21 protein-coding genes are annotated in these 25,184 nt (G+C 58.3%); 18 read left to right on the forward strand and 3 right to left on the reverse strand.

What is annotated here, in order from left to right:
• Positions 1-16: 16 nt before the first annotated feature.
• Positions 17-1,570 (reverse strand): glycosyl hydrolase family 17 protein, encoded by a 1,554-nt coding sequence (locus tag TK42_RS21470; protein WP_103735079.1) that lies wholly within the window; start codon positions 1,568-1,570, stop codon positions 17-19.
• 333 nt (positions 1,571-1,903) lie between these two features.
• On the opposite strand from TK42_RS21470, the gene TK42_RS21475 reads away from it, so the two are divergent.
• The 3 genes from TK42_RS21475 (at position 1,904) to TK42_RS21485 (ending at position 4,980) form a co-directional block, all read left to right on the forward strand.
• Entirely contained in the window at positions 1,904-2,755 is an 852-nt protein-coding gene (locus tag TK42_RS21475; RefSeq protein WP_032877092.1) for a glycine betaine ABC transporter substrate-binding protein, read from the forward strand.
• 258 nt (positions 2,756-3,013) lie between these two features.
• On the forward strand, positions 3,014-3,325 hold the full coding sequence (locus tag TK42_RS21480; RefSeq protein WP_005786564.1) for a DUF485 domain-containing protein: 312 nt from the start codon (positions 3,014-3,016) through the stop codon (positions 3,323-3,325).
• Positions 3,322-4,980, forward strand: coding sequence for a cation acetate symporter (locus TK42_RS21485; RefSeq protein ID WP_005786566.1), 1,659 nt, complete (start codon positions 3,322-3,324; stop codon positions 4,978-4,980). Before TK42_RS21480 ends, TK42_RS21485 begins: the two co-directional genes overlap by 4 nt.
• Before the next feature lie 166 nt (positions 4,981-5,146).
• Here TK42_RS21485 and gltA read toward each other — a convergent pair whose 3' ends face one another.
• Positions 5,147-6,436, reverse strand: a complete 1,290-nt coding sequence (gltA, locus tag TK42_RS21490) for a citrate synthase (protein WP_005786568.1) — start codon at positions 6,434-6,436, stop codon at positions 5,147-5,149.
• Between the two features lie 365 nt (positions 6,437-6,801).
• On the opposite strand from gltA, the gene sdhC reads away from it, so the two are divergent.
• The 11 genes from sdhC to TK42_RS21550 all read left to right on the forward strand — a co-directional run bounded on the left by sdhC (position 6,802) and on the right by TK42_RS21550 (position 20,918).
• The gene (sdhC, locus tag TK42_RS21495) at positions 6,802-7,176 is read left to right on the forward strand and encodes a succinate dehydrogenase, cytochrome b556 subunit (protein WP_003190005.1); all 375 of its coding nucleotides are present in this window, start codon (positions 6,802-6,804) and stop codon (positions 7,174-7,176) included.
• The gene (sdhD, locus tag TK42_RS21500; protein WP_003172805.1) at positions 7,170-7,538 is read left to right on the forward strand and encodes a succinate dehydrogenase, hydrophobic membrane anchor protein; all 369 of its coding nucleotides are present in this window, start codon (positions 7,170-7,172) and stop codon (positions 7,536-7,538) included. The genes sdhC and sdhD overlap by 7 nt, the downstream gene beginning before the upstream one ends.
• Before the next feature lie 3 nt (positions 7,539-7,541).
• Complete coding sequence (gene sdhA / locus TK42_RS21505) at positions 7,542-9,314, forward strand: succinate dehydrogenase flavoprotein subunit (RefSeq protein WP_005786572.1); 1,773 nt, start codon at positions 7,542-7,544, stop codon at positions 9,312-9,314.
• 11 nt (positions 9,315-9,325) lie between these two features.
• Positions 9,326-10,030 carry a succinate dehydrogenase iron-sulfur subunit gene (locus TK42_RS21510; RefSeq protein WP_005786573.1) on the forward strand — a complete coding sequence of 235 codons (705 nt, stop codon included), beginning with the start codon at positions 9,326-9,328 and terminating at the stop codon, positions 10,028-10,030.
• A 261-nt stretch (positions 10,031-10,291) separates the two neighbouring features.
• Entirely contained in the window at positions 10,292-13,123 is a 2,832-nt protein-coding gene (locus TK42_RS21515) for a 2-oxoglutarate dehydrogenase E1 component (RefSeq protein WP_005786575.1), read from the forward strand.
• A 44-nt stretch (positions 13,124-13,167) separates the two neighbouring features.
• Positions 13,168-14,397, forward strand: coding sequence for a 2-oxoglutarate dehydrogenase complex dihydrolipoyllysine-residue succinyltransferase (gene odhB, locus TK42_RS21520; protein ID WP_103735080.1), 1,230 nt, complete (start codon positions 13,168-13,170; stop codon positions 14,395-14,397).
• 99 nt (positions 14,398-14,496) lie between these two features.
• The gene (gene lpdA / locus TK42_RS21525) at positions 14,497-15,933 is read left to right on the forward strand and encodes a dihydrolipoyl dehydrogenase (RefSeq protein ID WP_005786578.1); all 1,437 of its coding nucleotides are present in this window, start codon (positions 14,497-14,499) and stop codon (positions 15,931-15,933) included.
• Positions 15,934-16,137: 204 nt separating this feature from the next.
• Complete coding sequence (gene sucC / locus TK42_RS21530; RefSeq protein ID WP_003190011.1) at positions 16,138-17,304, forward strand: ADP-forming succinate--CoA ligase subunit beta; 1,167 nt, start codon at positions 16,138-16,140, stop codon at positions 17,302-17,304.
• Positions 17,304-18,185: a succinate--CoA ligase subunit alpha gene (sucD, locus tag TK42_RS21535; protein WP_003190013.1), complete on the forward strand. Its 882-nt coding sequence runs from the start codon at positions 17,304-17,306 to the stop codon at positions 18,183-18,185. The genes sucC and sucD overlap by 1 nt, the downstream gene beginning before the upstream one ends.
• A gap of 422 nt (positions 18,186-18,607) precedes the next feature.
• On the forward strand, positions 18,608-19,921 hold the full coding sequence (gene brnQ, locus TK42_RS21545) for a branched-chain amino acid transport system II carrier protein (RefSeq protein ID WP_103735081.1): 1,314 nt from the start codon (positions 18,608-18,610) through the stop codon (positions 19,919-19,921).
• Between the two features lie 256 nt (positions 19,922-20,177).
• A complete protein-coding gene (locus TK42_RS21550; protein WP_005786585.1) occupies positions 20,178-20,918 on the forward strand; it encodes a DUF599 domain-containing protein in 741 nt (246 codons plus the stop codon).
• Between the two features lie 83 nt (positions 20,919-21,001).
• On the opposite strand, the gene TK42_RS21555 is transcribed toward TK42_RS21550, so the two are convergent.
• A complete protein-coding gene (locus TK42_RS21555; RefSeq protein WP_005786587.1) occupies positions 21,002-21,259 on the reverse strand; it encodes a hypothetical protein in 258 nt (85 codons plus the stop codon).
• Positions 21,260-21,415: 156 nt separating this feature from the next.
• On the opposite strand from TK42_RS21555, the gene TK42_RS21560 reads away from it, so the two are divergent.
• The 4 genes from TK42_RS21560 to TK42_RS21575 all read left to right on the forward strand — a co-directional run bounded on the left by TK42_RS21560 (position 21,416) and on the right by TK42_RS21575 (position 25,129).
• Complete coding sequence (locus TK42_RS21560; protein ID WP_005786588.1) at positions 21,416-21,892, forward strand: PaaI family thioesterase; 477 nt, start codon at positions 21,416-21,418, stop codon at positions 21,890-21,892.
• Entirely contained in the window at positions 21,889-22,341 is a 453-nt protein-coding gene (locus TK42_RS21565; protein WP_005786590.1) for a PaaI family thioesterase, read from the forward strand. The genes TK42_RS21560 and TK42_RS21565 overlap by 4 nt, the downstream gene beginning before the upstream one ends.
• An 89-nt stretch (positions 22,342-22,430) precedes the next feature.
• Positions 22,431-24,335 (forward strand): molecular chaperone HtpG, encoded by a 1,905-nt coding sequence (gene htpG, locus TK42_RS21570; RefSeq protein WP_005786592.1) that lies wholly within the window; start codon positions 22,431-22,433, stop codon positions 24,333-24,335.
• A 65-nt stretch (positions 24,336-24,400) separates the two neighbouring features.
• The gene (locus TK42_RS21575; RefSeq protein ID WP_103735082.1) at positions 24,401-25,129 is read left to right on the forward strand and encodes a dienelactone hydrolase family protein; all 729 of its coding nucleotides are present in this window, start codon (positions 24,401-24,403) and stop codon (positions 25,127-25,129) included.
• Positions 25,130-25,184 lie beyond the last annotated feature (55 nt).

Consider the following 25,184-nt stretch of genomic DNA (forward strand, 5'->3'; position numbering starts at 1 on the left):
GCCTGCGATAGCGATCTTAAGCCTTGCGCACTCGCAAGCAACGCCACAAAGCCGCAACCATCAGCACGCTGACCACTGCCCAACCCCAGGCCTGCTGATTCAATAGCCCTTCGCGGTACAACTGCGGCGCAATGCCGGCACCGATAATGAAGGCCAGCAGCGCAATCTCCCGACGCGGCCCGGTCACCGGGCGCACCAGGTACACCAGGGCTGGCAGCACCAGCGCCGCGCTTGGAAAGCTGCGATAACGCGGGTCAAACACCAGCGCCAGCATCATCACCGCCCCCGCAAACCCGGCAATCGCCACCAGCCAGCCAGCGCGTTGCTCCAGCCAGTTGAATGCACGCTCGCGCCAGCCGTCACGGGCGCTGAGGGCCAGGGCGGCGTGGGCCAGCACCAACAGGTTCAAGGCCACCAGCAAGCCTGCCCATACCCATTCATCGTTGAAACGCGCAGTGACGCGGGTCAGTTCGGCCCAGGTGCCGATGGAGCAGGCAGCAACCGCACCGAGCAGTGGCAGGAGCACCGCGGAGCGCTTGCTGCGAATGCGGCCACCGAGCGCCAGGGTACCGAGCAGAATCACGGCGCCTACGCCCAGCCACAACGACCAGTACGGCACATTGGTCACCGGCCCTGCGAGGATGCCCTTGTCCTGGCGGTCTGCATCGAACAGCCCCCAATACCCGCCGACGGCACCTTCACTGGCGCGCTTCCAAGGTTGGTCAAACGCTTCGATCAGGTTGTAGCGCCAGCCATTGGCTTCGGCCATGGCGACAAAGCCGCGCATGAACCTGGCTTCATTCACCCGGCTCGGCACGGCAGTCTCGCGCTGACGGCCTTCGCTGGGCCAACCGGTCTCGCCGATCACGATGTCCTTGGGCGCGAACTTGTGGCCGAAGGTCTGGCGTACGTCGCCTACATGCTTGAGCGCCTGGTCGATGCCGGACGGCTCATCTTCCCAGTACGGCAGCAGGTGAATGGTCAGGAAGTCCACCGCCGGCTCGATTTCCGGGTGTTGCAGCCAGAACTCCCACACATCGGCATAGGTGACCGGTTGCTTGATCTGGCTTTTGACTTGATGGATCAGCGCCACCAGTTGCTTGGCCGTGACTTCCTTGCGCAGCAGCGCCTCGTTGCCGACGATCACCGAAGTGACGATATCGGGATTGGTGTTGGCCGCCGCGATCAGTTCGTTGATTTCTTTCTGGGTCGCCACCGGATCACTGCTGACCCAGGCGCCGGCCATGACCTTCAAACCATGCTTGCGTGCCATGTCCGGCAAGGCTTCCAGGCCGGTCATGGAGTAGGTGCGGATGCATTCAAAGCGTGTGGCCAGCAAGGCCAGGTCGGCATCCATGCGTTCGGGGCGCAGCTTGAATGGCTGGTCAAACGGCGACTGGTCTTTGTCGAAGGGCGTGTAGGACGCACACTGCAACTTGTGGCTGGCGCTCGCTACATCCGGCAGCACTACCGGCCGGCCGAGGCCATACCAGTAGCCAGCGAGTGCAAGCACACCAAGGATCAAGGCAAGAAAATAGGGCAGGGCAGGAAAGCGGGCAGTCGCAGGCATGGTCGGCTTATCTGGGGGAGCAAAGGCGCGCATCTTACCCGGATTTGGCGCGTGCCAGTGCGGCTGCATAATTTTGACATGCAAACTTCGGGCGGGATTCTGACGATAACTCCTACAAAACGTCCTGCTGGCGATGTGATGTCGTTTCTTGCTCAACCAAGGTCGCCCACAGAGCAGGGCAAAGGCCTACGCAGGTTGATGATAAAACTGTCAGTACTCCACTGATGCCTCAGCAACCGGATCGATGCGCGTGAAGGGGGCGCGGTGCACCGCATAACAACAGGTTGATGTCGCTCGGCATCCGTCGGGCGCAGCACTTTCGGGGAAGTACATATGAAGATGCGACGACTCTTGGGCGCAGCTGCCACGCTGGTAGTTGCGATGGGCTCCACACTGGTCAGTGCCGACAGCAAAACCCTGAGCATCGGTTACGTGGACGGTTGGTCCGACAGCGTTGCCACGACCCATGTGGCGGCGGAAGTGATCAAGCAAAAGCTCGGTTATGACGTGAAACTGCAAGCGGTCGCCACGGGGATCATGTGGCAGGGCGTCGCCACCGGCAAGCTCGATGCCATGCTGTCTGCCTGGCTGCCGGTGACCCATGGTGAATACTGGACCAAGAACAAGGACAAGGTGGTCGACTACGGCCCCAACTTCAAGGATGCAAAAATTGGCTTGATCGTACCGGAGTACGTCAAGGCCAAATCCATCGAAGACCTCAAGACCGACACCACCTTCAAAAACAAGATCGTCGGCATCGACGCCGGTTCAGGCGTGATGCTCAAGACCGACGACGCCATCAAGCAATACGGCCTGGACTACAAACTGCAAGCCAGCTCGGGCGCGGCGATGATCGCTGAACTGACACGTGCCGAAGACAAGCAGGAATCCATTGCGGTAACCGGTTGGGTGCCCCATTGGATGTTCGCCAAGTGGAAACTGCGTTTCCTGGACGACCCAAAAGGGATTTATGGTGCTGCTGAAACCGTCAACAGCATCGGCAGCAAGGGCCTGGAAAAGAAAGCGCCGGAAGTGGCAGCTTTCCTGAAAAAATTCCAGTGGGCCTCCAAGGATGAAATCGGTGAAGTCATGCTCGCTATCCAGGAAGGCGCCAAGCCAGACGCCGCGGCCAAGGATTGGGTGGCCAAGCACCCTGAGCGCGTCGCCGAGTGGACCGCTAAATAAAAGCCACTGATGCACCCCTGTGGGAGGGGGCTTGCTCCCGATAGCGGTAGGTCGGTCACAGATTTTTTGACTGGCACACCGCTATCGGGAGCAAGCCCCCTCCCACATTGGTTTCGCACCGCCTCAAATCTTCCTGCGCTTTGGCCATCCCTCGCTACACTCGATCTACTACTAAGGTCGTCTGGAACCTCTTCCGCAGCCGCATACAGTGGATATGTTCCAAAATAATAAAAAAGCTGTGCTGCGAGGATAAAAACAATGAACGACAGCATTTACCTCTCGATTCAAAACAGCCCGCGTTTCAAGGAGCTGGTCAGGAAAAGGGAAAGATTCGCCTGGATTCTCTCGGCGATCATGCTAGGGCTTTACTCCGCTTTCATCCTGTTGATTGCCTACGGGCCACAAATACTGGGGGCCAAGATCAGCCCCGGTTCCTCGATTACCTGGGGCATTCCCCTTGGCGTCGGGCTGATTGTGTCTGCCTTCATTCTCACTGGCATCTACGTACGCCGGGCCAACGGCGAATTTGACGACCTGAACAATGCGATTCTCAAGGAGGCTGCGCAATGATCCGGCGTCTATTGGCTATATTCGGCGCTTCGCTGTTTGCTCCGGCCGTCTGGGCGGCGGACGCATTGACCGGTGAAGTGCACAAGCAACCGCTGAACGTCTCGGCCATCGTGATGTTCGTCGCGTTTGTCGGCGCCACCCTGTGCATCACGTATTGGGCGTCCAAGCGCAACAAGTCGGCGGCTGACTACTATGCGGCAGGCGGCAAGATCACCGGTTTCCAGAATGGCTTGGCGATTGCCGGTGACTACATGTCGGCCGCGTCCTTCCTGGGGATTTCCGCGCTGGTGTTCACCTCCGGCTACGATGGCCTGATCTACTCGATCGGCTTTCTGGTGGGCTGGCCGATCATTCTGTTCCTGATCGCCGAGCGCCTGCGTAACCTGGGCAAGTACACCTTTGCCGACGTGGCGTCCTATCGCCTGGGGCAAACTCAGATCCGCAGCCTGTCGGCCTGTGGCTCGCTGGTGGTGGTGGCGTTCTACCTGATCGCGCAGATGGTTGGCGCGGGCAAGTTGATCCAGCTGCTGTTTGGTCTGGATTACCATGTGGCGGTGATCCTGGTCGGCATCCTGATGTGCCTGTACGTGTTGTTCGGCGGCATGTTGGCGACCACCTGGGTGCAGATCATCAAGGCAGTGCTGCTGCTCTCCGGTGCTTCGTTCATGGCGCTGATGGTGATGAAGCACGTCAACTTCGACTTCAACACGCTGTTTGCCGAGGCGATCAAGGTTCACCCTAAAGGTGAAGCGATCATGAGCCCGGGTGGGCTGGTGAAAGACCCGATCTCGGCATTCTCCCTTGGCCTGGCCCTGATGTTCGGTACCGCCGGCCTGCCGCACATCCTGATGCGCTTCTTCACGGTGAGCGACGCCAAGGAAGCGCGTAAAAGCGTGCTGTATGCGACCGGCTTCATTGGTTACTTCTACATCCTGACGTTCATTATCGGCTTTGGCGCGATTCTGCTGGTCAGCACCAACCCGGCGTTCAAGGATGCAGCAGGCGCCTTGCTTGGCGGTAACAACATGGCGGCGGTGCACCTGGCCAACGCGGTGGGCGGCAGTATCTTCCTGGGCTTCATCTCGGCCGTGGCCTTCGCCACCATTCTTGCAGTGGTTGCCGGCTTGACGCTGGCCGGCGCTTCGGCGGTGTCCCATGACCTGTATGCCAGCGTGATCAAGAAAGGCAAGGCCAACGAGAAGGATGAAATTCGCGTATCGAAGATCACCACCATCGCCCTGGCGGTGCTGGCGATTGGCTTGGGCATCCTGTTTGAAAGCCAGAACATTGCGTTCATGGTCGGCCTGGCGTTCTCGATTGCCGCCAGCTGTAACTTCCCGGTGTTGCTGCTTTCCATGTACTGGAAAAATCTCACCACCCGTGGCGCCATGATCGGCGGCTGGCTGGGCTTGATCAGTGCCGTGGGCCTGATGATCCTCGGCCCGACCATCTGGGTGTCGATCCTGCACCATGAAAAAGCCATCTTCCCGTACGAGTATCCGGCGCTGTTCTCGATGATCATTGCGTTCATCGGCATCTGGTTCTTCTCCATCACCGACAAATCGGCGGCGGCAGAGAAAGAGCGTGCGCTGTATTTCCCGCAGTTTGTGCGTTCGCAGACTGGCCTGGGGGCGAGTGGGGCGGTTAACCACTAAGGTTATAGCTGGATAGAAAATGCCCCGGTCGAAAGGCCGGGGTATTTTTTTGCCTGAAGATTTGTGTTGGGTGGACTTGCTCCCGATGGCGGTACACCAGGCACCACAAACAAAAACGGCCTCCGCTAAGGGAGGCCGTTCTCATGACAAACAAGCAGTTAAGTGCTTATTTGCGATCTTCCAGCTTGGTAATGTCACGCGACTCGTAGCCGGTGTACAGCTGGCGTGGGCGGCCAATCTTGTACGGGCTGGAGAGCATTTCCTTCCAGTGGGAAATCCAGCCCACGGTCCGTGCCAGGGCGAAGATCACGGTGAACATGCTGGTTGGAATGCCGATCGCCTTGAGGATGATCCCCGAGTAGAAGTCAACGTTCGGGTACAGCGAGCGCTCGATGAAGTACGGGTCGGTCAGGGCGATCTCTTCCAGGCGCATGGCCAGTTCGAGTTGCGGATCGTTCTTGATGCCCAGTTCCTTCAGCACTTCGTCGCAGGTCTGCTTCATGACGGTCGCGCGAGGGTCGCGGTTCTTGTAGACCCGGTGACCGAAGCCCATCAGCTTGAATGGATCGTTCTTGTCCTTGGCCTTGGCGATGAACGTATCGATGTTGGATACATCGCCGATTTCATCGAGCATGGTCAATACGGCTTCATTCGCACCGCCGTGGGCAGGGCCCCACAGTGCGGCGATACCGGCGGCGATACAGGCAAACGGGTTGGCACCCGAAGAGCCGGCCAGGCGGACGGTAGAAGTGGAGGCGTTTTGTTCATGGTCGGCGTGGAGGATGAAGATCCGGTCCATTGCCTTGGCCAGCACCGGGCTGATCGGTTTGATCTCGCACGGGGTGTTGAACATCATGTGCAGGAAGTTTTCCGCGTACGTCAGATCGTTGCGCGGGTACATCATGGGCTGGCCCATGGAGTACTTGTAAACCATTGCGGCCAGGGTCGGCATCTTGGCAACCAGGCGGATCGCGGAAATTTCGCGATGCTCGGCGTTATTGATGTCCAGGGAGTCATGATAGAAGGCCGACAGGGCACCGACCACGCCGCACATGACGGCCATCGGGTGGGCGTCGCGACGAAAGCCGTTGAAGAAGGTCTTCAACTGCTCGTGAACCATGGTGTGGTTCTTCACGGTGCTGACGAACTGGGCCTTTTGCTCGGCTGTTGGCAATTCGCCATTTAGCAGCAGGTAGCAGGTTTCCAGGTAGTCCGACTTTTCAGCCAGTTGTTCGATCGGGTAGCCGCGATGAAGCAGAATGCCATTGTCACCATCGATATAGGTGATCTTCGACTCGCAGGAAGCGGTCGACATGAAGCCTGGGTCGAAAGTAAAACGGCCCGTGGCCGTCAGGCCCCGTACGTCGATAACATCGGGACCAACGGTGCCGGTTAAAATGGGCAGCTCGACGGGGGCTGCGCCCTCGATGATCAACTGCGCTTTTTTGTCAGCCATGTGGCCTCCTATTTATGCTTCAAATCATCAGACAGACCCCCCACGCAGGGCCCGCACCACTATATTGATATAAATCCAGATGTCAATTTGCCTAAAGTCTTGCGCCAGAAGGCTTTAACCGTACTTTTTCGTCGAAATTGCCTGCCATTTACGCCTTTTATCCCGCCAGCGCAATCAGCTATTAGGGTGAGGTGTGCGCGTTGTCATTAGTAACCTAACTGTCTATACTCGGCCACCGACCGCCAAGGGCTTTTGGGCTTGCTTTCATTGGGGGTCGCACTCCCTGGGTGGTGCTTACCTGACCAGTCGCACTCCCCAACAACTTTGCCCTGATTGTTAGGGGCTCTTCAGTGTGAAAAAAAGCCGTGAATAGCCAACGACCTGTAAACCTAGACCTAAGGACCATCAAACTCCCCATCACCGGCGTTACGTCGTTCCTGCACCGTGTTTCCGGCATCATCCTGTTCCTGGGCTTGGGCATCATGCTTTATGCATTGAGCAAATCCCTGGGTTCCGAGGAAGGTTACGCCGAGGTGAAGGCATGCTTGACCAGCCCGCTGGCCAAGTTCGTAGCATGGGGCCTCCTGTCCTCTCTTCTGTATCACCTGGTAGCCGGTGTGCGCCACTTGATCATGGACATGGGCATCGGTGAGACGCTGGAAGGCGGCCGCCTGGGCTCGAAAATCATCATCGCCATTTCCGTGGTGCTGATCGTTCTGGCAGGAGTTTGGATATGGTAACCAGCGTAACGAATCTGTCGCGTTCGGGCCTCTATGACTGGATGGCACAGCGTGTGTCTGCGGTCGTTCTCGCGGCTTATTTCATTTTTCTGATCGGATACCTCGTCGCAAACCCGGGCATCGGCTATGAGCAGTGGCACGGCCTGTTTTCCCACAATGCGATGCGAATCTTCAGTCTGCTGGCCCTTGTAGCCCTGGGCGCACACGCCTGGGTCGGCATGTGGACCATCGCGACCGACTACCTGACGCCTATGGCGCTTGGCAAGTCCGCGACTGCAGTACGTTTCCTCTTCCAGGCAGTATGCGGCGTCGCGATGTTCGCTTACTTCGTCTGGGGTGTGCAGATTCTTTGGGGTATCTGATTCATGGCTAACATTCCAACTATTTCATTCGACGCCATCATTATTGGTGGCGGCGGTGCGGGCATGCGCGCTGCGCTGCAGCTGGCCCAGGGCGGTCACAAGACTGCCGTGATCACCAAGGTGTTCCCGACGCGCTCCCACACCGTATCGGCCCAGGGTGGCATCACCTGCGCCATCGCCTCCGCCGACCCGAACGATGACTGGCGCTGGCACATGTACGATACCGTCAAGGGTTCCGACTACATCGGTGACCAGGACGCTATCGAGTACATGTGTCAGGAAGGCCCGGCCGCAGTGTTCGAGCTGGACCACATGGGTCTGCCGTTCTCGCGTACCGAGCAAGGTCGTATCTACCAGCGTCCATTCGGCGGCCAGTCGAAGGATTACGGTAAAGGCGGGCAGGCTGCCCGTACTTGCGCTGCGTCCGACCGTACCGGTCACGCGCTGTTGCACACCCTTTATCAGGGCAACCTGAAAGCCGGTACCACGTTCCTGAACGAGTACTACGCTGTTGATCTGGTGAAGAACGGCAAGGGCGAGTTCGTCGGCGTGATCGCCATCTGCATCGAAACCGGTGAAACCACCTACATCCGCGCCAAGGCTACCGTGCTGGCGACTGGCGGTGCAGGCCGTATCTACGCCTCGACCACCAATGCCCTGATCAACACCGGTGACGGCGTCGGCATGGCACTGCGTGCTGGCGTACCGGTGCAAGACATCGAAATGTGGCAGTTCCACCCCACCGGCATCGCCGGCGCCGGTGTACTGGTAACCGAAGGTTGCCGTGGTGAAGGTGGTTACCTGATCAACAAGCACGGCGAGCGTTTCATGGAGCGTTATGCTCCGAACGCCAAAGACCTGGCTGGTCGTGACGTCGTGGCCCGTTCGATGGTTAAAGAGATCATCGCCGGTAACGGTTGTGGCCCGAATGGTGACCACGTACTGCTCAAACTCGATCACCTCGGTGAAGAAGTGCTGCACAGCCGCCTGCCAGGTATCTGCGAACTGTCCAAGACCTTTGCTCACGTTGATCCAGTGGTTGCTCCGGTTCCGGTTGTTCCGACCTGCCACTATATGATGGGCGGCGTACCGACCAACATTCACGGCCAGGCGATCACCCAGAATGCCGAAGGCGTGGACGAGATCATCCATGGTCTGTTCGCGGTAGGTGAAGTGGCTTGTGTATCGGTTCACGGTGCCAACCGCCTGGGCGGCAACTCGTTGCTCGACCTGGTAGTGTTCGGTCGCGCGGCCGGCCTGCATCTGGAAAAGGCGCTGACCGACGGCATCGAATACGATGACGCCACCGACGCCAACATCGAAGCGGCCCTGGCGCGCCTGAACGCTCTGAACGAGCGCACAGATGGCGAAGACGTGGCAACCCTGCGTCGCGAGCTGCAAAACTGCATGCAGAACTACTTCGGTGTGTTCCGTACCGGCGAATACATGCAGAAAGGTATCGCCCAGTTGGCTGACCTGCGCAAGCGTATCGCCAACGTCAAGATCAACGATAAGAGCCAGGCGTTCAACACCGCTCGTATCGAAGCCCTTGAGCTGCAAAACCTGCTGGAAGTGGCTGAAGCGACGGCGATCGCCGCCGAGGTTCGTAAAGAATCCCGTGGTGCTCACGCTCGTGAAGACTTTGAAGATCGCGATGACGAAAACTGGTTGTGCCACACCCTGTACTTCCCGGGTGACAAGCGCGTAACCAAGCGTGCCGTGAACTTCTCGCCGAAGACGGTGCCGACGTTTGAACCGAAGATTCGGACTTACTAAGGGTGGCTGCCATGTTGAAAGTCAGTGTTTATCGCTACAACCCTGATCAGGACGCTGCGCCGTTCATGCAGGAGTTCCAGGTCGATACCGGTGGTAAAGACCTGATGGTGCTGGATGTACTGGCACTGATCAAAGAGCAGGACGAAGGTTTCTCCTATCGTCGCTCTTGCCGTGAGGGTGTTTGCGGCTCCGACGGCATGAACATCAACGGCAAGAATGGCCTGGCGTGCATCACGCCGCTGTCTGCTGTTGTCAAAGGCAACAAGCTGATCGTTCGTCCTCTGCCAGGTTTGCCGGTTATCCGTGACCTGGTCGTCGATATGAGCATCTTCTACAAGCAATACGAGAAAGTTAAGCCGTTCTTGCAGAATGACACGCCGGCTCCGGCCATCGAGCGTCTGCAATCCCCGGAAGAGCGCGAGAAGCTTGACGGTCTGTACGAGTGCATCCTGTGTGCTTGCTGCTCGACGTCGTGCCCGTCTTTCTGGTGGAACCCGGACAAATTCCTGGGTCCTGCTGCACTGCTGCAAGCGTACCGCTTCCTGGCAGACAGCCGTGACACCAAGACGTCCGAGCGTCTGGCTTCGCTGGATGACCCGTTCAGCGTATTCCGCTGCCGCGGGATCATGAACTGCGTCAACGTATGCCCCAAAGGCCTGAACCCGACTAAGGCCATTGGTCACATCCGTAACATGCTGCTGCACAGCGGCGTGTAACTGACGTTGTAGTAAAGCAGGACCGTTGTGCCCGTAAATGCTGCGGCGCAGGCTTCAACCGGCGCCGTAGTTTTAACTTGAGCAGCGACTTACAAAGCCGCGGCTCTTATTTTGAAGAAATGAGACAAGCAGGGGCATTCGGGTTGGTACCCGAACTATCAGCGTGATCCTAAGTGGCTTGTTTTGGTCGCTGCACTTGGCCTTTTGCAAGCAAACTCGGTGTTTTCGCCGGTGGTGTCCCCAAATCGAGGGTGACCAAGCATGCAAGAAAGCGTGATGCAGCGCATGTGGAACAGCGGCTATCTTTCAGGTGGTAACGCTGCCTATGTGGAAGAGCTTTATGAGCTCTACCTGCACGACCCTAACGCTGTGCCAGAAGAATGGCGCACCAAATTTCAGACGTTGTCTTCAGACGGCAACGCTGCCACCGATGTATCGCACGCAACAATTCGCGATCAGTTCGTGCTGCTGGCAAAGAACCAGCGCCGCGCCCAACCGGTTTCCGCCGGCAGCGTGAGCAGTGAGCACGAGAAGAAGCAAGTTGAAGTACTGCGACTGATCCAGGCCTACCGTATGCGTGGCCACCAGGCAGCCCAGCTTGACCCGCTGGGGCTGTGGCAGCGTCCTGCACCTGCAGACCTGTCGATCAATCATTACGGCTTGACCAATGCCGATCTTGATACGACCTTCCGTGCCGGCGACCTGTTCATCGGCAAAGAGGAAGCGAGCCTACGCGAAATTCACGAAGCGTTGCAGCAGACATATTGCCGCACCATCGGCGCTGAATTCACGCACATCACCGATTCCGAGCAGCGCCAGTGGTTCCAGCACCGCCTGGAAGGCGTGCGTGGCCGTCCGGTCTTGTCCGCCGATGTCCGCAGCCACTTGCTGGAGCGCGTGACCGCGGCCGAGGGCCTCGAGAAATACCTGGGTACCAAATACCCGGGCACCAAGCGTTTCGGCCTGGAAGGCGGCGAAAGCCTGATTCCGATGCTCGACGAGCTGATCCAGCGTTCCGGTTCCTACGGCACCAAGGAAATCGTGATCGGCATGGCTCACCGTGGTCGCCTGAACGTGTTGGTCAACACCTTCGGCAAGAACCCGCGCGAGCTGTTCGACGAGTTCGAAGGCAAGAAGAAGGTCGAGCTGGGTTCCGGTGACGTCAAATACCACCAGGGCTTCTCGTCCAACGTGATGACCACCGGCGGTGAAGTTCACCTGGCCATGGCGTTCAACCCATCCCACCTGGAAATCGTTTCGCCAGTGGTCGAGGGTTCGGTACGTGCGCGCCAGGATCGTCGTAACGATGCCACCGGTGAGAAGGTTCTGCCGATTTCCATCCACGGTGACGCGGCATTCGCCGGTCAAGGCGTGGTCCTGGAAACGTTCCAGATGTCGCAGACTCGCGGCTTCAAGACCGGCGGTACCGTTCACATCGTCATCAACAACCAGGTCGGCTTCACCATCAGCAACCCGTTGGACGCGCGCTCCACCGAGTACGCCACCGATGTTGCCAAGATGATCCAGGCGCCGATCCTCCATGTGAATGGCGATGATCCGGAAGCCGTGCTGTTCGTGACCCAACTGGCAGTCGACTACCGCATGCAGTTCAAGCGTGACGTGGTGATCGACCTGGTTTGCTACCGCCGTCGCGGTCACAACGAAGCGGACGAGCCAAGCGGCACCCAGCCGTTGATGTACCAGCAGATCACCAAGCAGCGCACCACCCGTGAGCTGTACGCCGAAAGCCTGACCAAGGCCGGCGTGGTTGACGATGCGCGTGTTCAGGCGAAAGTCGATGAATACCGCAACGCGCTGGACAATGGCCTGCATGTAGTGAAAAGCCTGGTCAAGGAGCCGAACAAAGAGTTGTTCGTTGACTGGCGTCCGTACCTGGGCCACACCTGGACTGCACGTCACGATACATCCTTCGATTTGAAGACGTTGCAGGAACTGTCCGCCAAGCTGCTGGAAATTCCCGAAGGCTTCGTCGTACAGCGCCAGGTGGCGAAGATCTACGAAGATCGTCAGAAGATGCAAGCCGGCGGCCTGCCGATCAACTGGGGTTACGCCGAAACCATGGCGTACGCGACCCTGGCGTTCGAAGGTCACCCAATCCGCATGACCGGCCAGGACATCGGCCGCGGTACGTTCTCGCACCGCCATGCTGTATTGCACAACCAGAAAGATGCGGGCACCTACATCCCGTTGCAGAACCTGTACGAAGGCCAGCCACGTTTCGACCTGTACGATTCGTTCCTGTCTGAAGAAGCCGTACTGGCGTTCGAATACGGCTACTCCACCACCACGCCTAATGCGCTGGTGATCTGGGAAGCCCAGTTCGGCGACTTCGCCAACGGTGCCCAGGTGGTTATCGACCAGTTCATCACCAGCGGCGAGCACAAGTGGGGCCGCCTGTGCGGTCTGACCATGCTGCTGCCACACGGTTATGAAGGCCAGGGTCCGGAGCACTCTTCGGCCCGTCTGGAGCGTTACCTGCAATTGTGCGCCGAGCACAACATCCAGGTGTGCGTGCCGACCACCCCGGCGCAGATCTACCACTTGCTGCGTCGCCAGGTGATCCGCCCGCTGCGCAAGCCGCTGGTCGTGCTGACCCCGAAATCGCTGTTGCGTCACAAACTGGCCGTTTCGACCCTGGAAGATCTGGCCCAAGGTTCGTTCCAGACCGTGATTCCAGAGATCGATACACTGGACGCCGCCAAGGTCACTCGCCTGATCCTGTGCAGCGGCAAGGTCTACTACGATCTGTTGGAAAAACGCCGTGCCGAAGGCCGCGAAGACATCGCCATCGTGCGTATCGAGCAGCTTTACCCGTTCCCGGAAGATGACCTCATGGAGATCATCGCGCCTTACACCAACCTCACGAACGTGGTGTGGTGTCAGGAAGAACCGATGAACCAGGGCGCCTGGTACAGCAGCCAGCATCATCTGCGTCGCAGCATCGGCAATCACAACAAGGCCTTGGTTCTTGAGTACGCCGGTCGTGATGCTTCTGCTGCACCTGCGTGTGGCTATGCGTCGATGCACGCCGAGCAGCAGGAAAAACTGCTGCAAGATGCTTTCACTGTTTAACGCCTTCGCGCTGACTGAAACCGAATTTTAAGGACCTACAGATAATGGCTATCGAAATCAAAGCCCCGTCATTCCCGGAATCGGTTGCCGATGGCACCGTTGCCACCTGGCACAAGAAACCAGGCGAGGCCGTCAAGCGTGACGACCTGATCGTCGACATCGAGACTGACAAAGTCGTACTGGAAGTGTTGGCCGAAGCTGACGGCGTGCTGGGCGCGATCGTGGCTGAAGAGGGCGCTACCGTTCTGTCGAACCAGGTACTGGGTTCGATCGAAGAGGGCAGCGCTGCTGCAGCTCCTGCTCCTGCCGCCGCTGCTGCTGCACCGGCTGCTTCGGCGCCTGCCGCTGCACCGGCAGCCGGTGGCGAAGATCCAATCGCTGCACCAGCTGCGCGTCAACTGGCTGAAGAGAACGGCATCAACCTGGCTTCCATCAAGGGCACCGGCAAAGACGGCCGCGTGACCAAGGAAGACGTGGTTGCTGCGGTTGAAGCCAAGAAGAACGCTCCGGCTGCCGCGCCTGCCAAGGCTGCTGCTCCAGCGGCTGCTGCCCCGGTGTTCGCTGCCGGCGACCGTACCGAGAAGCGCGTACCGATGACTCGCGTGCGTGCCACCGTGGCCAAGCGCCTGGTTGAAGCGCAGTCGAACATGGCGATGCTGACCACGTTCAACGAAGTCGACATGACCGAAGTCATGGCCCTGCGCTCCAAGTACAAGGACCTGTTCGAGAAGTCCCACAACGGCGTGCGCCTGGGCTTCATGTCGTTCTTCGTGAAAGCGGCCACCGAAGCACTCAAGCGCTTCCCGGCAGTCAACGCTTCCATCGACGGCGGCGACATCGTTTACCACGGCTATGCAGATATCGGCGTTGCCGTGTCCAGCGACCGTGGCCTGGTGGTTCCAGTGCTGCGTAACGCCGAGCTGATGAGCCTGGCCGAAGTCGAAGGCGGCATCGCCGGCTTCGGCAAGAAAGCCCGTGACGGCAAGCTGACCATCGACGAGATGACCGGCGGTACCTTCACCATCACTAACGGTGGTACCTTCGGTTCGATGATGTCGACGCCGATCGTCAACCCACCGCAAGCCGCGATCCTGGGCATGCACAACATCATCCAGCGTCCGATGGCCATCAACGGCCAGGTCGTGATCCGCCCAATGATGTACCTGGCATTGTCTTACGATCACCGCCTGATCGATGGTAAAGAAGCCGTGACGTTCCTGGTGACCATCAAGAACCTGCTGGAAGACCCGGCTCGCCTGCTCCTGGACATCTGATAGAAGCAGCTGCAAGTTGCGAGCTACAAGCTGTAGGAAAAAGCAGCTTGGCTTGCAGCTTGTGGCTAGAAGCTTGTCGCAAATAGAGGATCTATTTTCATGACACAGAAATTTGACGTTGTAGTGATTGGTGCAGGCCCTGGCGGCTATGTTGCCGCCATCAAGGCTGCGCAACTGGGCCTCTCGACTGCTTGCATCGAAAAGTACACCGACAAGGAAGGCAAACTGGCGCTGGGCGGTACCTGCCTGAACGTTGGTTGCATTCCTTCCAAGGCGCTGCTGGACAGCTCCTGGAAATTCCACGAAGCCCAAGACGGCTTCGCGATCCACGGCATCAACCATGCTGGCGTGACCATGGACGTGCCAGCAATGGTCGGCCGTAAAGCCAACATCGTCAAAGGCCTGACTTCCGGCGTTGCCACCTTGTTCAAGGCCAACGGTGTGACTTCCATTCAGGGTCACGGCAAGCTGCTGGCCGGCAAGAAAGTCGAAGTCACCAAGCCAGACGGTTCGGTTGAAGTCATCGAAGCCGAAAACGTGATCCTGGCTCCTGGCTCGCGTCCAATCGACATTCCGCCTGCTCCAGTTGACAACAACGTGATCGTTGATTCGACTGGCGCCTTGGAATTCCAGGCTGTGCCTAAGCGCCTGGGCGTGATCGGCGCTGGCGTAATCGGTCTGGAACTGGGTTCGGTATGGTCCCGTCTGGGCGCTGAAGTCACCGTGCTGGAAGCCCTGGACACGTTCCTGCTGGCGGCCGACACTGCAGTCTCCAAAGAGGCGCTGAAAACCCTGACCAAACAAGGTCTGGACATCAAGCTCGGCGCCCGTGTCACCGGCTCCAAGGTCAACGGCGAAGAAGTCGTGGTGACCTACACCGATAAAGACGGCGAGCAGACCATCACCTTCGACAAGCTGATCGTTGCCGTTGGTCGCCGTCCAGTGACCAACGACCTGCTGGCTTCCGACAGCGGCGTGAACATCGACGAGCGTGGCTTCATCCACGTTGACGATCACTGCGCAACCACCGTACCGGGCGTATATGCGATCGGCGACGTGGTTCGTGGCATGATGCTGGCCCACAAGGCTTCCGAGGAAGGCATCATGGTCGTCGAGCGCATCAAGGGTCACAAGACCCAGATGAACTACGACCTGATCCCGTCGGTTATCTACACCCACCCGGAAATCGCATGGGTCGGCAAGAACGAACAGCAGTTGAAAGCTGAAGGCGTTGAAGTTAACGTCGGCACCTTCCCGTTTGCCGCTTCCGGCCGTGCCATGGCAGCCAACGACACCGGTGGTTTTGTCAAAGTCATCGCTGATGCCAAGACTGACCGCGTATTGGGCGTCCACGTGATTGGCCCAAGCGCTGCAGAACTGGTTCAGCAAGGCGCGATCGGTATGGAATTCGGCACCAGTGCCGAGGACCTGGGTATGATGGTGTTCTCCCATCCGACCCTGTCCGAAGCGTTGCACGAAGCAGCGTTGGCAGTGAATGGCGGTGCCATCCACATCGCCAACAAGAAGAAGCGCTAAGCGAGATAATAAGAAACCACGGCGGAGTTGCCCGTCGTGAGCCTTGCGCGCAAGACTCACCGCGGAATATCCGCTGGACGCAGCCTTGCGCAGCTTTACGGGCCATAAGCCCCGCAAGTTGCGCAAGCAGCAGTCACAGGTGGTGCGGCACTCATAATGAGCGCAGCGCCGAATGCGCAGTACCTAACGAAGACGGTAAAAAGCATGAATCTTCACGAGTATCAGGGTAAGCAGCTGTTCGCTGAATACGGCCTGCCAGTTTCCAAGGGCTACGCAGTAGACACCCCGGAAGCAGCAGCAGAAGCTTGCGACAAAATCGGTGGCAGCGAGTGGGTTGTCAAAGCCCAGGTCCACGCCGGTGGTCGCGGTAAAGCGGGCGGCGTTAAGCTGGTTCGCAGCAAAGAAGACGCCAAGGCCTTCGCACAGCAGTGGCTGGGCAAGCGTCTGGTGACTTACCAGACTGATGCCAATGGCCAGCCAGTCACCAAGATCCTGGTTGAATCGTGCACTGATATCGCTAAAGAGCTGTACCTGGGCGCTGTCGTTGACCGTTCGAGCCGTCGCATCGTGTTCATGGCTTCCACCGAAGGTGGCGTGGACATCGAGAAAATCGCTCACGAAACCCCAGAAAAAATTCTGAAGGCCACTATCGATCCACTGGTTGGCGCACAGCCGTTCCAGGGTCGTGAACTGGCGTTCCAGCTGGGTCTGGAAGGCAAGCAAGTTGCCCAGTTCGCCAAGATCTTCGTAGGTCTGGCCAAACTGTTCCAGGATCACGATCTGGCCCTGCTGGAAGTGAACCCGCTGGTGATCAAGGCTGACGGCGATCTGCATTGCCTTGATGCCAAGATCAACATCGACGCCAACGCCATGTACCGTCAGCCTAAGCTGAAGACTTTCCACGATCCGTCGCAAGACGATCCGCGCGAAGCGCACGCTGCCAAGTTCGAACTGAACTACGTGGCCCTGGAAGGCAACATCGGCTGCATGGTCAACGGTGCCGGCCTGGCCATGGGTACCATGGACATCGTCAACCTGCATGGCGGCAAGCCAGCCAACTTCCTCGACGTAGGTGGTGGCGCTACCAAGGAACGCGTTACCGAAGCGTTCAAGATCATCCTGTCCGACTCCAACGTCGCAGCAGTACTGGTCAACATCTTCGGCGGCATCGTTCGTTGCGACATGATTGCCGAAGGCATCATCGGTGCAGTGAAAGAAGTCGGCGTTAAAATCCCGGTTGTTGTTCGCCTTGAAGGTAACAACGCTGAACTGGGCGCTAAAGTACTGGCAGAAAGCGGTTTGAACATCATCGCGGCTACCAGCCTGACCGACGCTGCTCAACAAGTTGTCAAAGCTGCGGAGGGCAAGTAATGAGCGTCCTGATCAATAAAGACACCAAAGTTATCTGCCAGGGTATTACCGGTTCGCAAGGTAGTTTCCACACCCAGCAAGCCATTGAATACGGCACCCAGATGGTTGGTGGCGTAACTCCGGGCAAAGGCGGCACCGAGCACCTGGGCCTGCCAGTGTTCAACACCGTGAAAGAAGCGGTAGAAGCCACTGGCGCCACTGCCAGCGTGATCTACGTTCCAGCTCCTTTCTGCAAGGACTCGATCCTGGAAGCGGCATTCGGCGGCATCAAGCTGATCGTGTGCATCACCGAAGGCATTCCTACCCTGGACATGCTGGACGCTAAGGTTAAGTGCGACGAGCTGGGTGTAGTCCTGATCGGCCCTAACTGCCCAGGCGTGATCACTCCAGGCGAATGCAAGATCGGCATCATGCCAGGTCACATTCACTTGCCAGGCAAGGTCGGTATCGTTTCCCGTTCCGGCACCCTGACCTACGAAGCTGTGAAGCAGACCACTGACGCCGGTTTCGGTCAGTCGACTTGCGTCGGCATCGGCGGTGACCCGATCCCAGGCTCCAACTTCATCGACATCCTGAAGCTGTTCCAGGAAGACCCGAAGACCGAAGCGATCGTGATGATCGGTGAGATCGGCGGTTCGGCTGAAGAAGAAGCGGCTGCCTACATCAAGGCACACGTGACCAAGCCGGTTGTTTCCTACATCGCTGGTGTGACTGCCCCTGCGGGCAAGCGCATGGGCCATGCTGGCGCAATCATCTCTGGCGGCAAAGGCACTGCAGACGAGAAGTTCGCTGCACTGCAAGACGCAGGTGTGAAAACCGTGCGTTCGCTGGCAGACATCGGCAAGGCCCTGGCCGAGCTGACCGGTTGGGCTGTCAAGTAAGCCTCGCGCTTAGCTGACGCTTCACCACACAAAGGCCACCTTCGGGTGGCCTTTGTGCATTCTGAAATAGAGTGAGGATGTACTTGGTCCCGTGTGGGAGCTGGCTTGCCTGCGATGCAGGCACCTCGGTGCATCAGACACATCGAGTCGATGCCATCGCAGGCAAGCCAGCTCCCACAGGGGCCAGCATTGCCCAATTAAGTATGAAAACGCGACATTCAAATGTCGCTTATCGGACAGTTCGCCCCGCAACAGTGCGTTTGTCAGCCTGATTCTGTACTCTAGCCGCCTCTTTATGCGTCCGCATCCCAAAAGGAAGCTGCGCGCTAGACCGGTCGGTCCCCATAAGGGCCGGCAGCATTTCCCTCATCCATAGGGAAGCCCTCTCTAAATTCCGATTCAGTAGTGTGGTATTTCCTCAAATGAAAGTGTTGAAAAGCCAGGATATCCTGGCGCTGGGCTTTATGACCTTTGCCCTGTTCGTGGGCGCTGGCAACATCATCTTCCCGCCTATCGTGGGTTTGCAGTCCGGGCCCCATGTCTGGATGGCGGCGCTTGGCTTTTTGATCACCGCGGTCGGTTTGCCGGTGGTCACCGTGATTGCCCTGGCCAAGGTCGGTGGTGGCATGGATGCGCTGAGCAGCCCGATTGGCAAGGTCGCCGGTGGCCTGCTCGCGGCGGCGGCGTACCTGGCGGTGGGGCCGCTGTTCGCTACCCCGCGTACTGCGACGGTGTCATTCGAAGTGGGCCTGGCGCCACTGACCGGTGAAAGCCCGTTGGCGCTGTTCCTCTACAGCTCGGTGTATTTCCTGATGGTGTTCTTTGTGTCCCTGTACCCAGGTCGACTGCTGGACACCGTGGGCCGCTTCCTCGCGCCGCTGAAGATCATCGCCCTGGCCATCCTCGGCATTGCCGCGTTTGCCTTGCCGGCCGGTGAAGTGGGCGTCGCTACGCCGGAATACGTGGCCGCACCGTTCTCCCAGGGCTTTATCAATGGTTATCTGACCATGGATACGCTGGGTGCGCTGGTGTTCGGCATCGTGATCGTCAACGCGATCCGTTCACGGGGTGTCGAGTCGCCCCAACTGATCACCCGTTACGCCATTATCGCCGGCCTGATTGCCGGCGTGGGCCTGGCGCTGGTGTACATCAGCCTGTTCCGCCTGGGTTCGGGCAGCCATGCCGTGGCTGCCGGTGCCAGCAACGGCGCAGCCGTACTGCACGCTTATGTGCAACACACATTCGGCTCCCTGGGCAGCGGCTTCCTCGCCGTGCTGATCTCCCTGGCGTGCCTGGTCACTGCCGTCGGCCTGACCTGCGCCTGCGCCGAGTACTTCAGCAAAATCCTGCCGCTGTCCTACAAGACACTGGTGGTGATTCTGGCGTTGTTCTCGCTGTTCGTGTCCAACCTGGGCCTGACCAAACTGATCGCGTTCTCGATTCCGGTGCTTACAGCGATCTACCCGCCGTGCATCGTGCTGGTAGCCCTGAGTTTCTGCAAAGGCTTCTGGCAGGAACAGGGCCGTATCGTCGGCCCGGTGATGTTGGTGTCATTCATCTTTGGTTGTATCGACGCACTCAAGGGCGCGGGCCTGGCGGGTTGGATGCCTACACAATTGGCAAACTTGCCGCTGAGCGAGCAAGGCTTGGCGTGGTTGGTGCCATCAGTGATGACGCTGGTGGTGGCCGTGGTGATCGATCGTATGCTGGGCAAGCGTAGCGAAGCCGTCGCATAACCCGCGGTTTGTGCTGCACTGAAATGCCCCGTATCAAACGATACGGGGCATTTTTTTTGAGTCGATGGCAGTGTCTTTTTTTTGGGGATGGCGTCAAAAATCTCAAGTTGAAAACACCGGTCGGTGTGGGAGCTGGCTTGCCTGCGATGGCGGTACATCGGTTGGCGCGGTGGTGACTGCAAAGACGCTATCGCAGGCAAGCCAGCTCCCACATTTGGACCGTGTCGGCCCTATCATCCTGTGTACAAGGACCCGCATGTCGTTCGTCGAAACCAATCAAGTCCATCTGCTTGCCGCCCTCTGGTTCATCCTGTGCTGGGGTGGCTATACCCGTTATGCCACCTGGAAAGCCCGGGATACGGCCTGCCTGGCCAGCGTATTGCACCTGTACCGCGAAGACTGGATGCGTCGCATGTTGTTGCGCGATAACCGCATCGCCGATGCCAGCGTGATCGGCAACCTGGAGCGTAATGCCTCGTTCTTTGCCTCCAGCACCTTGATCATCCTTGCGGGTATTCTGACCGTGCTCGGTGCTTCCGAGCGGGCGGTGTCGTTGCTGGCAGACATTCCTATGGTGCAGCAGGCCTCCCAAGGCATGTCGGAGATCAAGTTGCTGTGCCTGGCCCTGGTATTTGTCTATGCGTTTTTTACTTTCAGCTGGTGCATGCGCCAGTACAACTTCGCTGCGGTGCTGGTGGGCTCGGCGCCGATGATTGGTGAGCGGCACGTGTCGGAGCAGGAGCGCAATGCATTTGCCTTGCGGGCGGCGCGGGTGATTTCGATGGCGGCCAACCAGTTCAACTTTGGGCTGCGCGCTTATTACTTCGGCATGACCATGCTGGCCTGGTTTGTCAGCCCTTGGTTGTTCATGTTGATGAGCAGCGGGGTGGTATTGGTGCTTTATCGCCGCGAGTTTCACTCCGACGTCTTGCAGGTGATGGTGTATACCCCGACTAATATGCAAGCTTCGGATGCTGCAAAAGAGAGTGTTTCTTAAAGGCCGGATAAAACAGCAGGCAAAGAAAAGCCCGCTTTATAAGCGGGCTTTCTTTTGCAGCACTACAGGTTCACACCCGGCAATTACTGCTTGGCAGGTTCTGCAGGTGCGGCAGGTGCAGCTTCTTTTGCAGCTTCGGCGTTCGATTCAGCCTGAGCTTTGGCAGCTTCGGCGTTTTCTTTCGCAGCGTCGTTCACTTTATCCTGTGCTTTAGCCATGTCTTGCTGTGCTTGCTCAGAATGTGCAGCGGCATCTTGGGCTTTGTCTTCGGATTTCTTGTCGCAGGCAGCCAGACCGAGTGCAGCGGCCAGCATCATGGAAATAGCTAATGTCTTGCGCATGGGGTGTTTCTCCTTATTGAAGATATCTACTGGCCTTTCGAACCCAAGGGGCCAGCATTAGTTCCTTTTGTCCCACAGATATATAACGCTTTTCGCACAAAAACTTTTTCCGGCGATTTAGTCCGCTGCTTTCACACTAATAAGAGTCTAAAAACAATGACCGAAAACCCCTTGTTAGAGCGTGCTGCGCGCTTTGTCTCGGCGCTGCGCCATTGTCAGGTGCTGGGTGTGGCTGTTCACGCTGCAAGCGAGGAGGGCATGACCCTGGTGTTGCCGTATGGGCCACATCTTGTTGGTGATCCCGCAACCTGCGTGATTCATGGTGGCGCCCTGACCTCGTTGATGGACACAGCCTGCGGCATGGCCACCTTGTGCGTGTTACCCGAATTCGAGGTGTGCCCGACCCTGGACCTGCGTATCGACTACATGCGTGCGGCCGAGCCGCACAAGCCGGTGTATGGCTTCGCGCAATGTTACCGGGTGACCACCGATGTGATCTTCACGCGCGGGTTCGCCTATCAGGATGACCCGCAACAACCCATCGCCCATGTGGTGGGCACGTTCATGCGTATGGGCAAGCGCCTAAAAGGCACGCAAGGGCTGGGCAGCACGATCAAGGGAGAGCAGGCATGACGCATCGATTCAAGACCCGTCTGGAGCAGGCTCTCGAGCGTGGCAACTACGACGCACTGCTGGGCTTGGTGCCCTACGCCAAGCTGATCGGCATCGAATGCACCCGTCTGGGAGATGAGCTGCTGTTTCGCCTGCCGGCCAACAAGGACAATATTGGTAACCCCATATTGCCGGCGTTGCACGGCGGGGTGATCGCCGGCTTCATGGAGCTGTCGGCGGCCCTGCATCTAAGGGTATTTACCGGGGCTCCGGGCCTGCCAAAAATCATCGATTTTTCCCTGGATTACCTGCGCGCCGGCCAGTTTCGCGACACTTACGCCAAATGCCAGGTGTGCCGCCAGGGCCGGCGCGTCGCCAATGTGGCGATCACCGCCTGGCAAACCACCGAGGCCGAGCCGATTGCCACCGCCCGCGCACATTTCAAGATTGAGGAATTGGCCCGCCCTTGAAATCCCGGTCTTAGCCCCCAACTTTGATGACAACCCGCCGCCAACCCTTTCGGGCGCGGCCACTGCCATCCAATTGGAGTTTGATGACCATGAGTGTGGAAACTCAAAAGGAAACCCTGGGCTTCCAGACCGAGGTGAAGCAACTGCTGCACCTCATGATCCATTCGCTGTATTCCAACAAGGAAATCTTCCTTCGCGAATTGATCTCGAACGCCTCTGACGCTGTCGACAAATTACGTTTCGAAGCCCTGTCCAAGCCTGAGTTGCTGGAAGGTGGCGCGGAACTGAAAATCCGTGTGAGCTACGACAAGGACGCCAAGACCGTCACGATCGAAGACAACGGTATCGGCATGAGCCGTGAAGACGCGATTACCCACTTGGGTACCATCGCCAAATCCGGCACCGCAGATTTCATGAAGAACCTGTCGGGCGACCAGAAAAAAGACTCTCATCTGATCGGCCAATTCGGCGTGGGCTTCTATTCGGCCTTCATCGTTGCCGACAAGGTTGAAGTATTCAGCCGTCGTGCCGGCCTCGACGCCAGCGAAGGCGTGCATTGGGCGTCCAAAGGCGAGGGCGAGTTTGAAATTGCCACTGTCGACAAGGCAGATCGCGGTACCCGCATCGTGCTGCACCTGAAATCCGGTGAAGACGAATTCGCTGATGGCTGGCGCCTGCGCAACATCATCAAGAAATACTCCGACCACATCGCTTTGCCGATCGAGCTGCCGAAAGAACAGACGGCTGCCGAAGGCGAAGAGAAGCCTGCCGAGGAATGGGAAACCGTCAACCGCGCCAGCGCCCTGTGGACCCGTCCGCGTACCGAGATCAAGGACGAGGAATACCAGGAGTTCTACAAGCACATCGGCCACGACTACGAAAACCCGCTGAGCTGGAGCCACAACAAGGTTGAAGGCAAGCTGGAATACAGCTCGCTGCTCTACGTACCGGCCCGTGCTCCGTTCGACCTGTACCAGCGCGAAGCGCCGAAGGGCTTGAAGCTCTACGTGCAGCGCGTGTTCGTGATGGACCAGGCGGAATCCTTCCTGCCGCTGTACCTGCGCTTTATCAAGGGCGTGGTCGACTCCAACGACCTGTCGCTGAACGTGTCGCGGGAAATCCTGCAAAAAGACCCGATCATCGACTCCATGAAGTCGGCGCTGACCAAGCGTGTGCTCGACATGTTGGAAAAACTGGCGAAGAACGAGCCTGAGCAATACAAGAGCTTCTGGAAAAACTTCGGTCAGGTGATGAAGGAAGGCCCGGCGGAAGACTTTGCCAACAAGGAAAAAATCGCCGGCCTGCTGCGTTTTGCTTCGACTCAGGGCGAAGACGGCGAGCAGGTTGTGTCCCTGGCTGACTACCTGGCACGCGCCAAGGAAGGTCAGGACAAGATCTACTACCTGACTGGCGAAACCTACGCGCAGGTTAAAAACAGCCCGCACCTGGAAGTCTTCCGCAAGAAAGGCATCGAAGTGCTGCTGCTGACCGACCGTATCGATGAGTGGCTGATGAGCTACCTCACCGAGTTCGACGGCAAGTCGTTCGTTGACGTTGCCCGTGGCGACCTGGACCTGGGCAACCTGGATTCCGAGGAAGACAAGAAAGCCGCCGAAGAAGTCGCCAAGTCCAAAGAGGGCCTGGTTGAACGGATCAAGGCGTCCCTGGGCGAAGCAGTCAGTGAAGTGCGTGTTTCCCACCGCCTGACCGACTCCCCGGCGATCCTGGCCATTGGCGAGCAGGACCTGGGCATGCAGATGCGTCAGATCCTTGAAGCCAGCGGCCAGAAGGTCCCGGACTCCAAGCCGATCTTCGAATTCAACCCGGCTCACCCGCTGATCGAGAAACTCGATGGCGAGCAGAGCGAAGAGCGGTTTGGCGACCTGTCGCACATCCTCTTCGACCAAGCGGCTCTGGCCGCTGGCGACAGCCTCAAAGACCCGGCCGCCTATGTGCGCCGACTGAACAAGCTGTTGGTTGAATTGTCGGTTTAACACCGTTGTAGAAAAAACCCGCTTCGGCGGGTTTTTTCGTTAATCCTCCTCAACTGGAGAAAATGATGAGCCAAGTCACAGTACGTTCCGTGGTCTATCAGATTGATGGCCAGTCTTATGAAAGCCGCCTGGCGTTCGATGCCAGCCACAAGGGCCCGCTGCCGGGGCTGCTGATGGCACCGAACTGGATGGGCGTGAGTGCGGGTGCCGAAGAAATCGCCAAGAGTGTTGCCGGCAAAGGCTACGTGGTGCTGATTGCCGACTTGTATGGGCAAACTGTACGCCCGACCAATGGCGATGAAGCCGGCGCAGCGATGATGCCGTTGAAAAATGATCGTCCATTGTTGAACAAGCGTATGCAGGCGGCCTTCGAGCAACTGCAAGGCCAGACCGAGGCAGCCGTTGATAAGTCGAAGCTGGCAGCCTTCGGTTTCTGCTTCGGCGGTTGCTGCGCTCTGGAATTGGCACGTACCGGTGCGCCGGTGAAGGCGGCTGTCTCTTTCCACGGTACCCTCGACACGCCGAACCCGGCGGATGCGAAAAACATCAAGGGTTCAGTGTTGGTATTGCATGGTGCGTCCGACCCATTGGTGCCCAAAGAGCAACTGCCAGCGTTCGAAGAGGAAATGAACGCAGCGGGTGTGGATTGGCAGTTGCTGAGCTACGGCGGCGCAGTGCATTCCTTCACCGATCCCCATGCCAATGTGCCAGGCAAGATGATGTACGACGCGAAGACCGCTGCGCGGGCTTTCCAGTCGATGCATAACCTGTTGGATGAAGTGTTCAAGGGCTGACTCTGCGGCGCCTGACCTGACGCCATCGCGGGCATGCCCAGCTCCCACATTTTAA

The sequence above is a fragment of the Pseudomonas sp. GZJR-8 genome (genome assembly GCF_002916705.1).
In the GTDB taxonomy this organism is placed as follows: domain Bacteria; phylum Pseudomonadota; class Gammaproteobacteria; order Pseudomonadales; family Pseudomonadaceae; genus Aquipseudomonas; species Aquipseudomonas synxantha_A.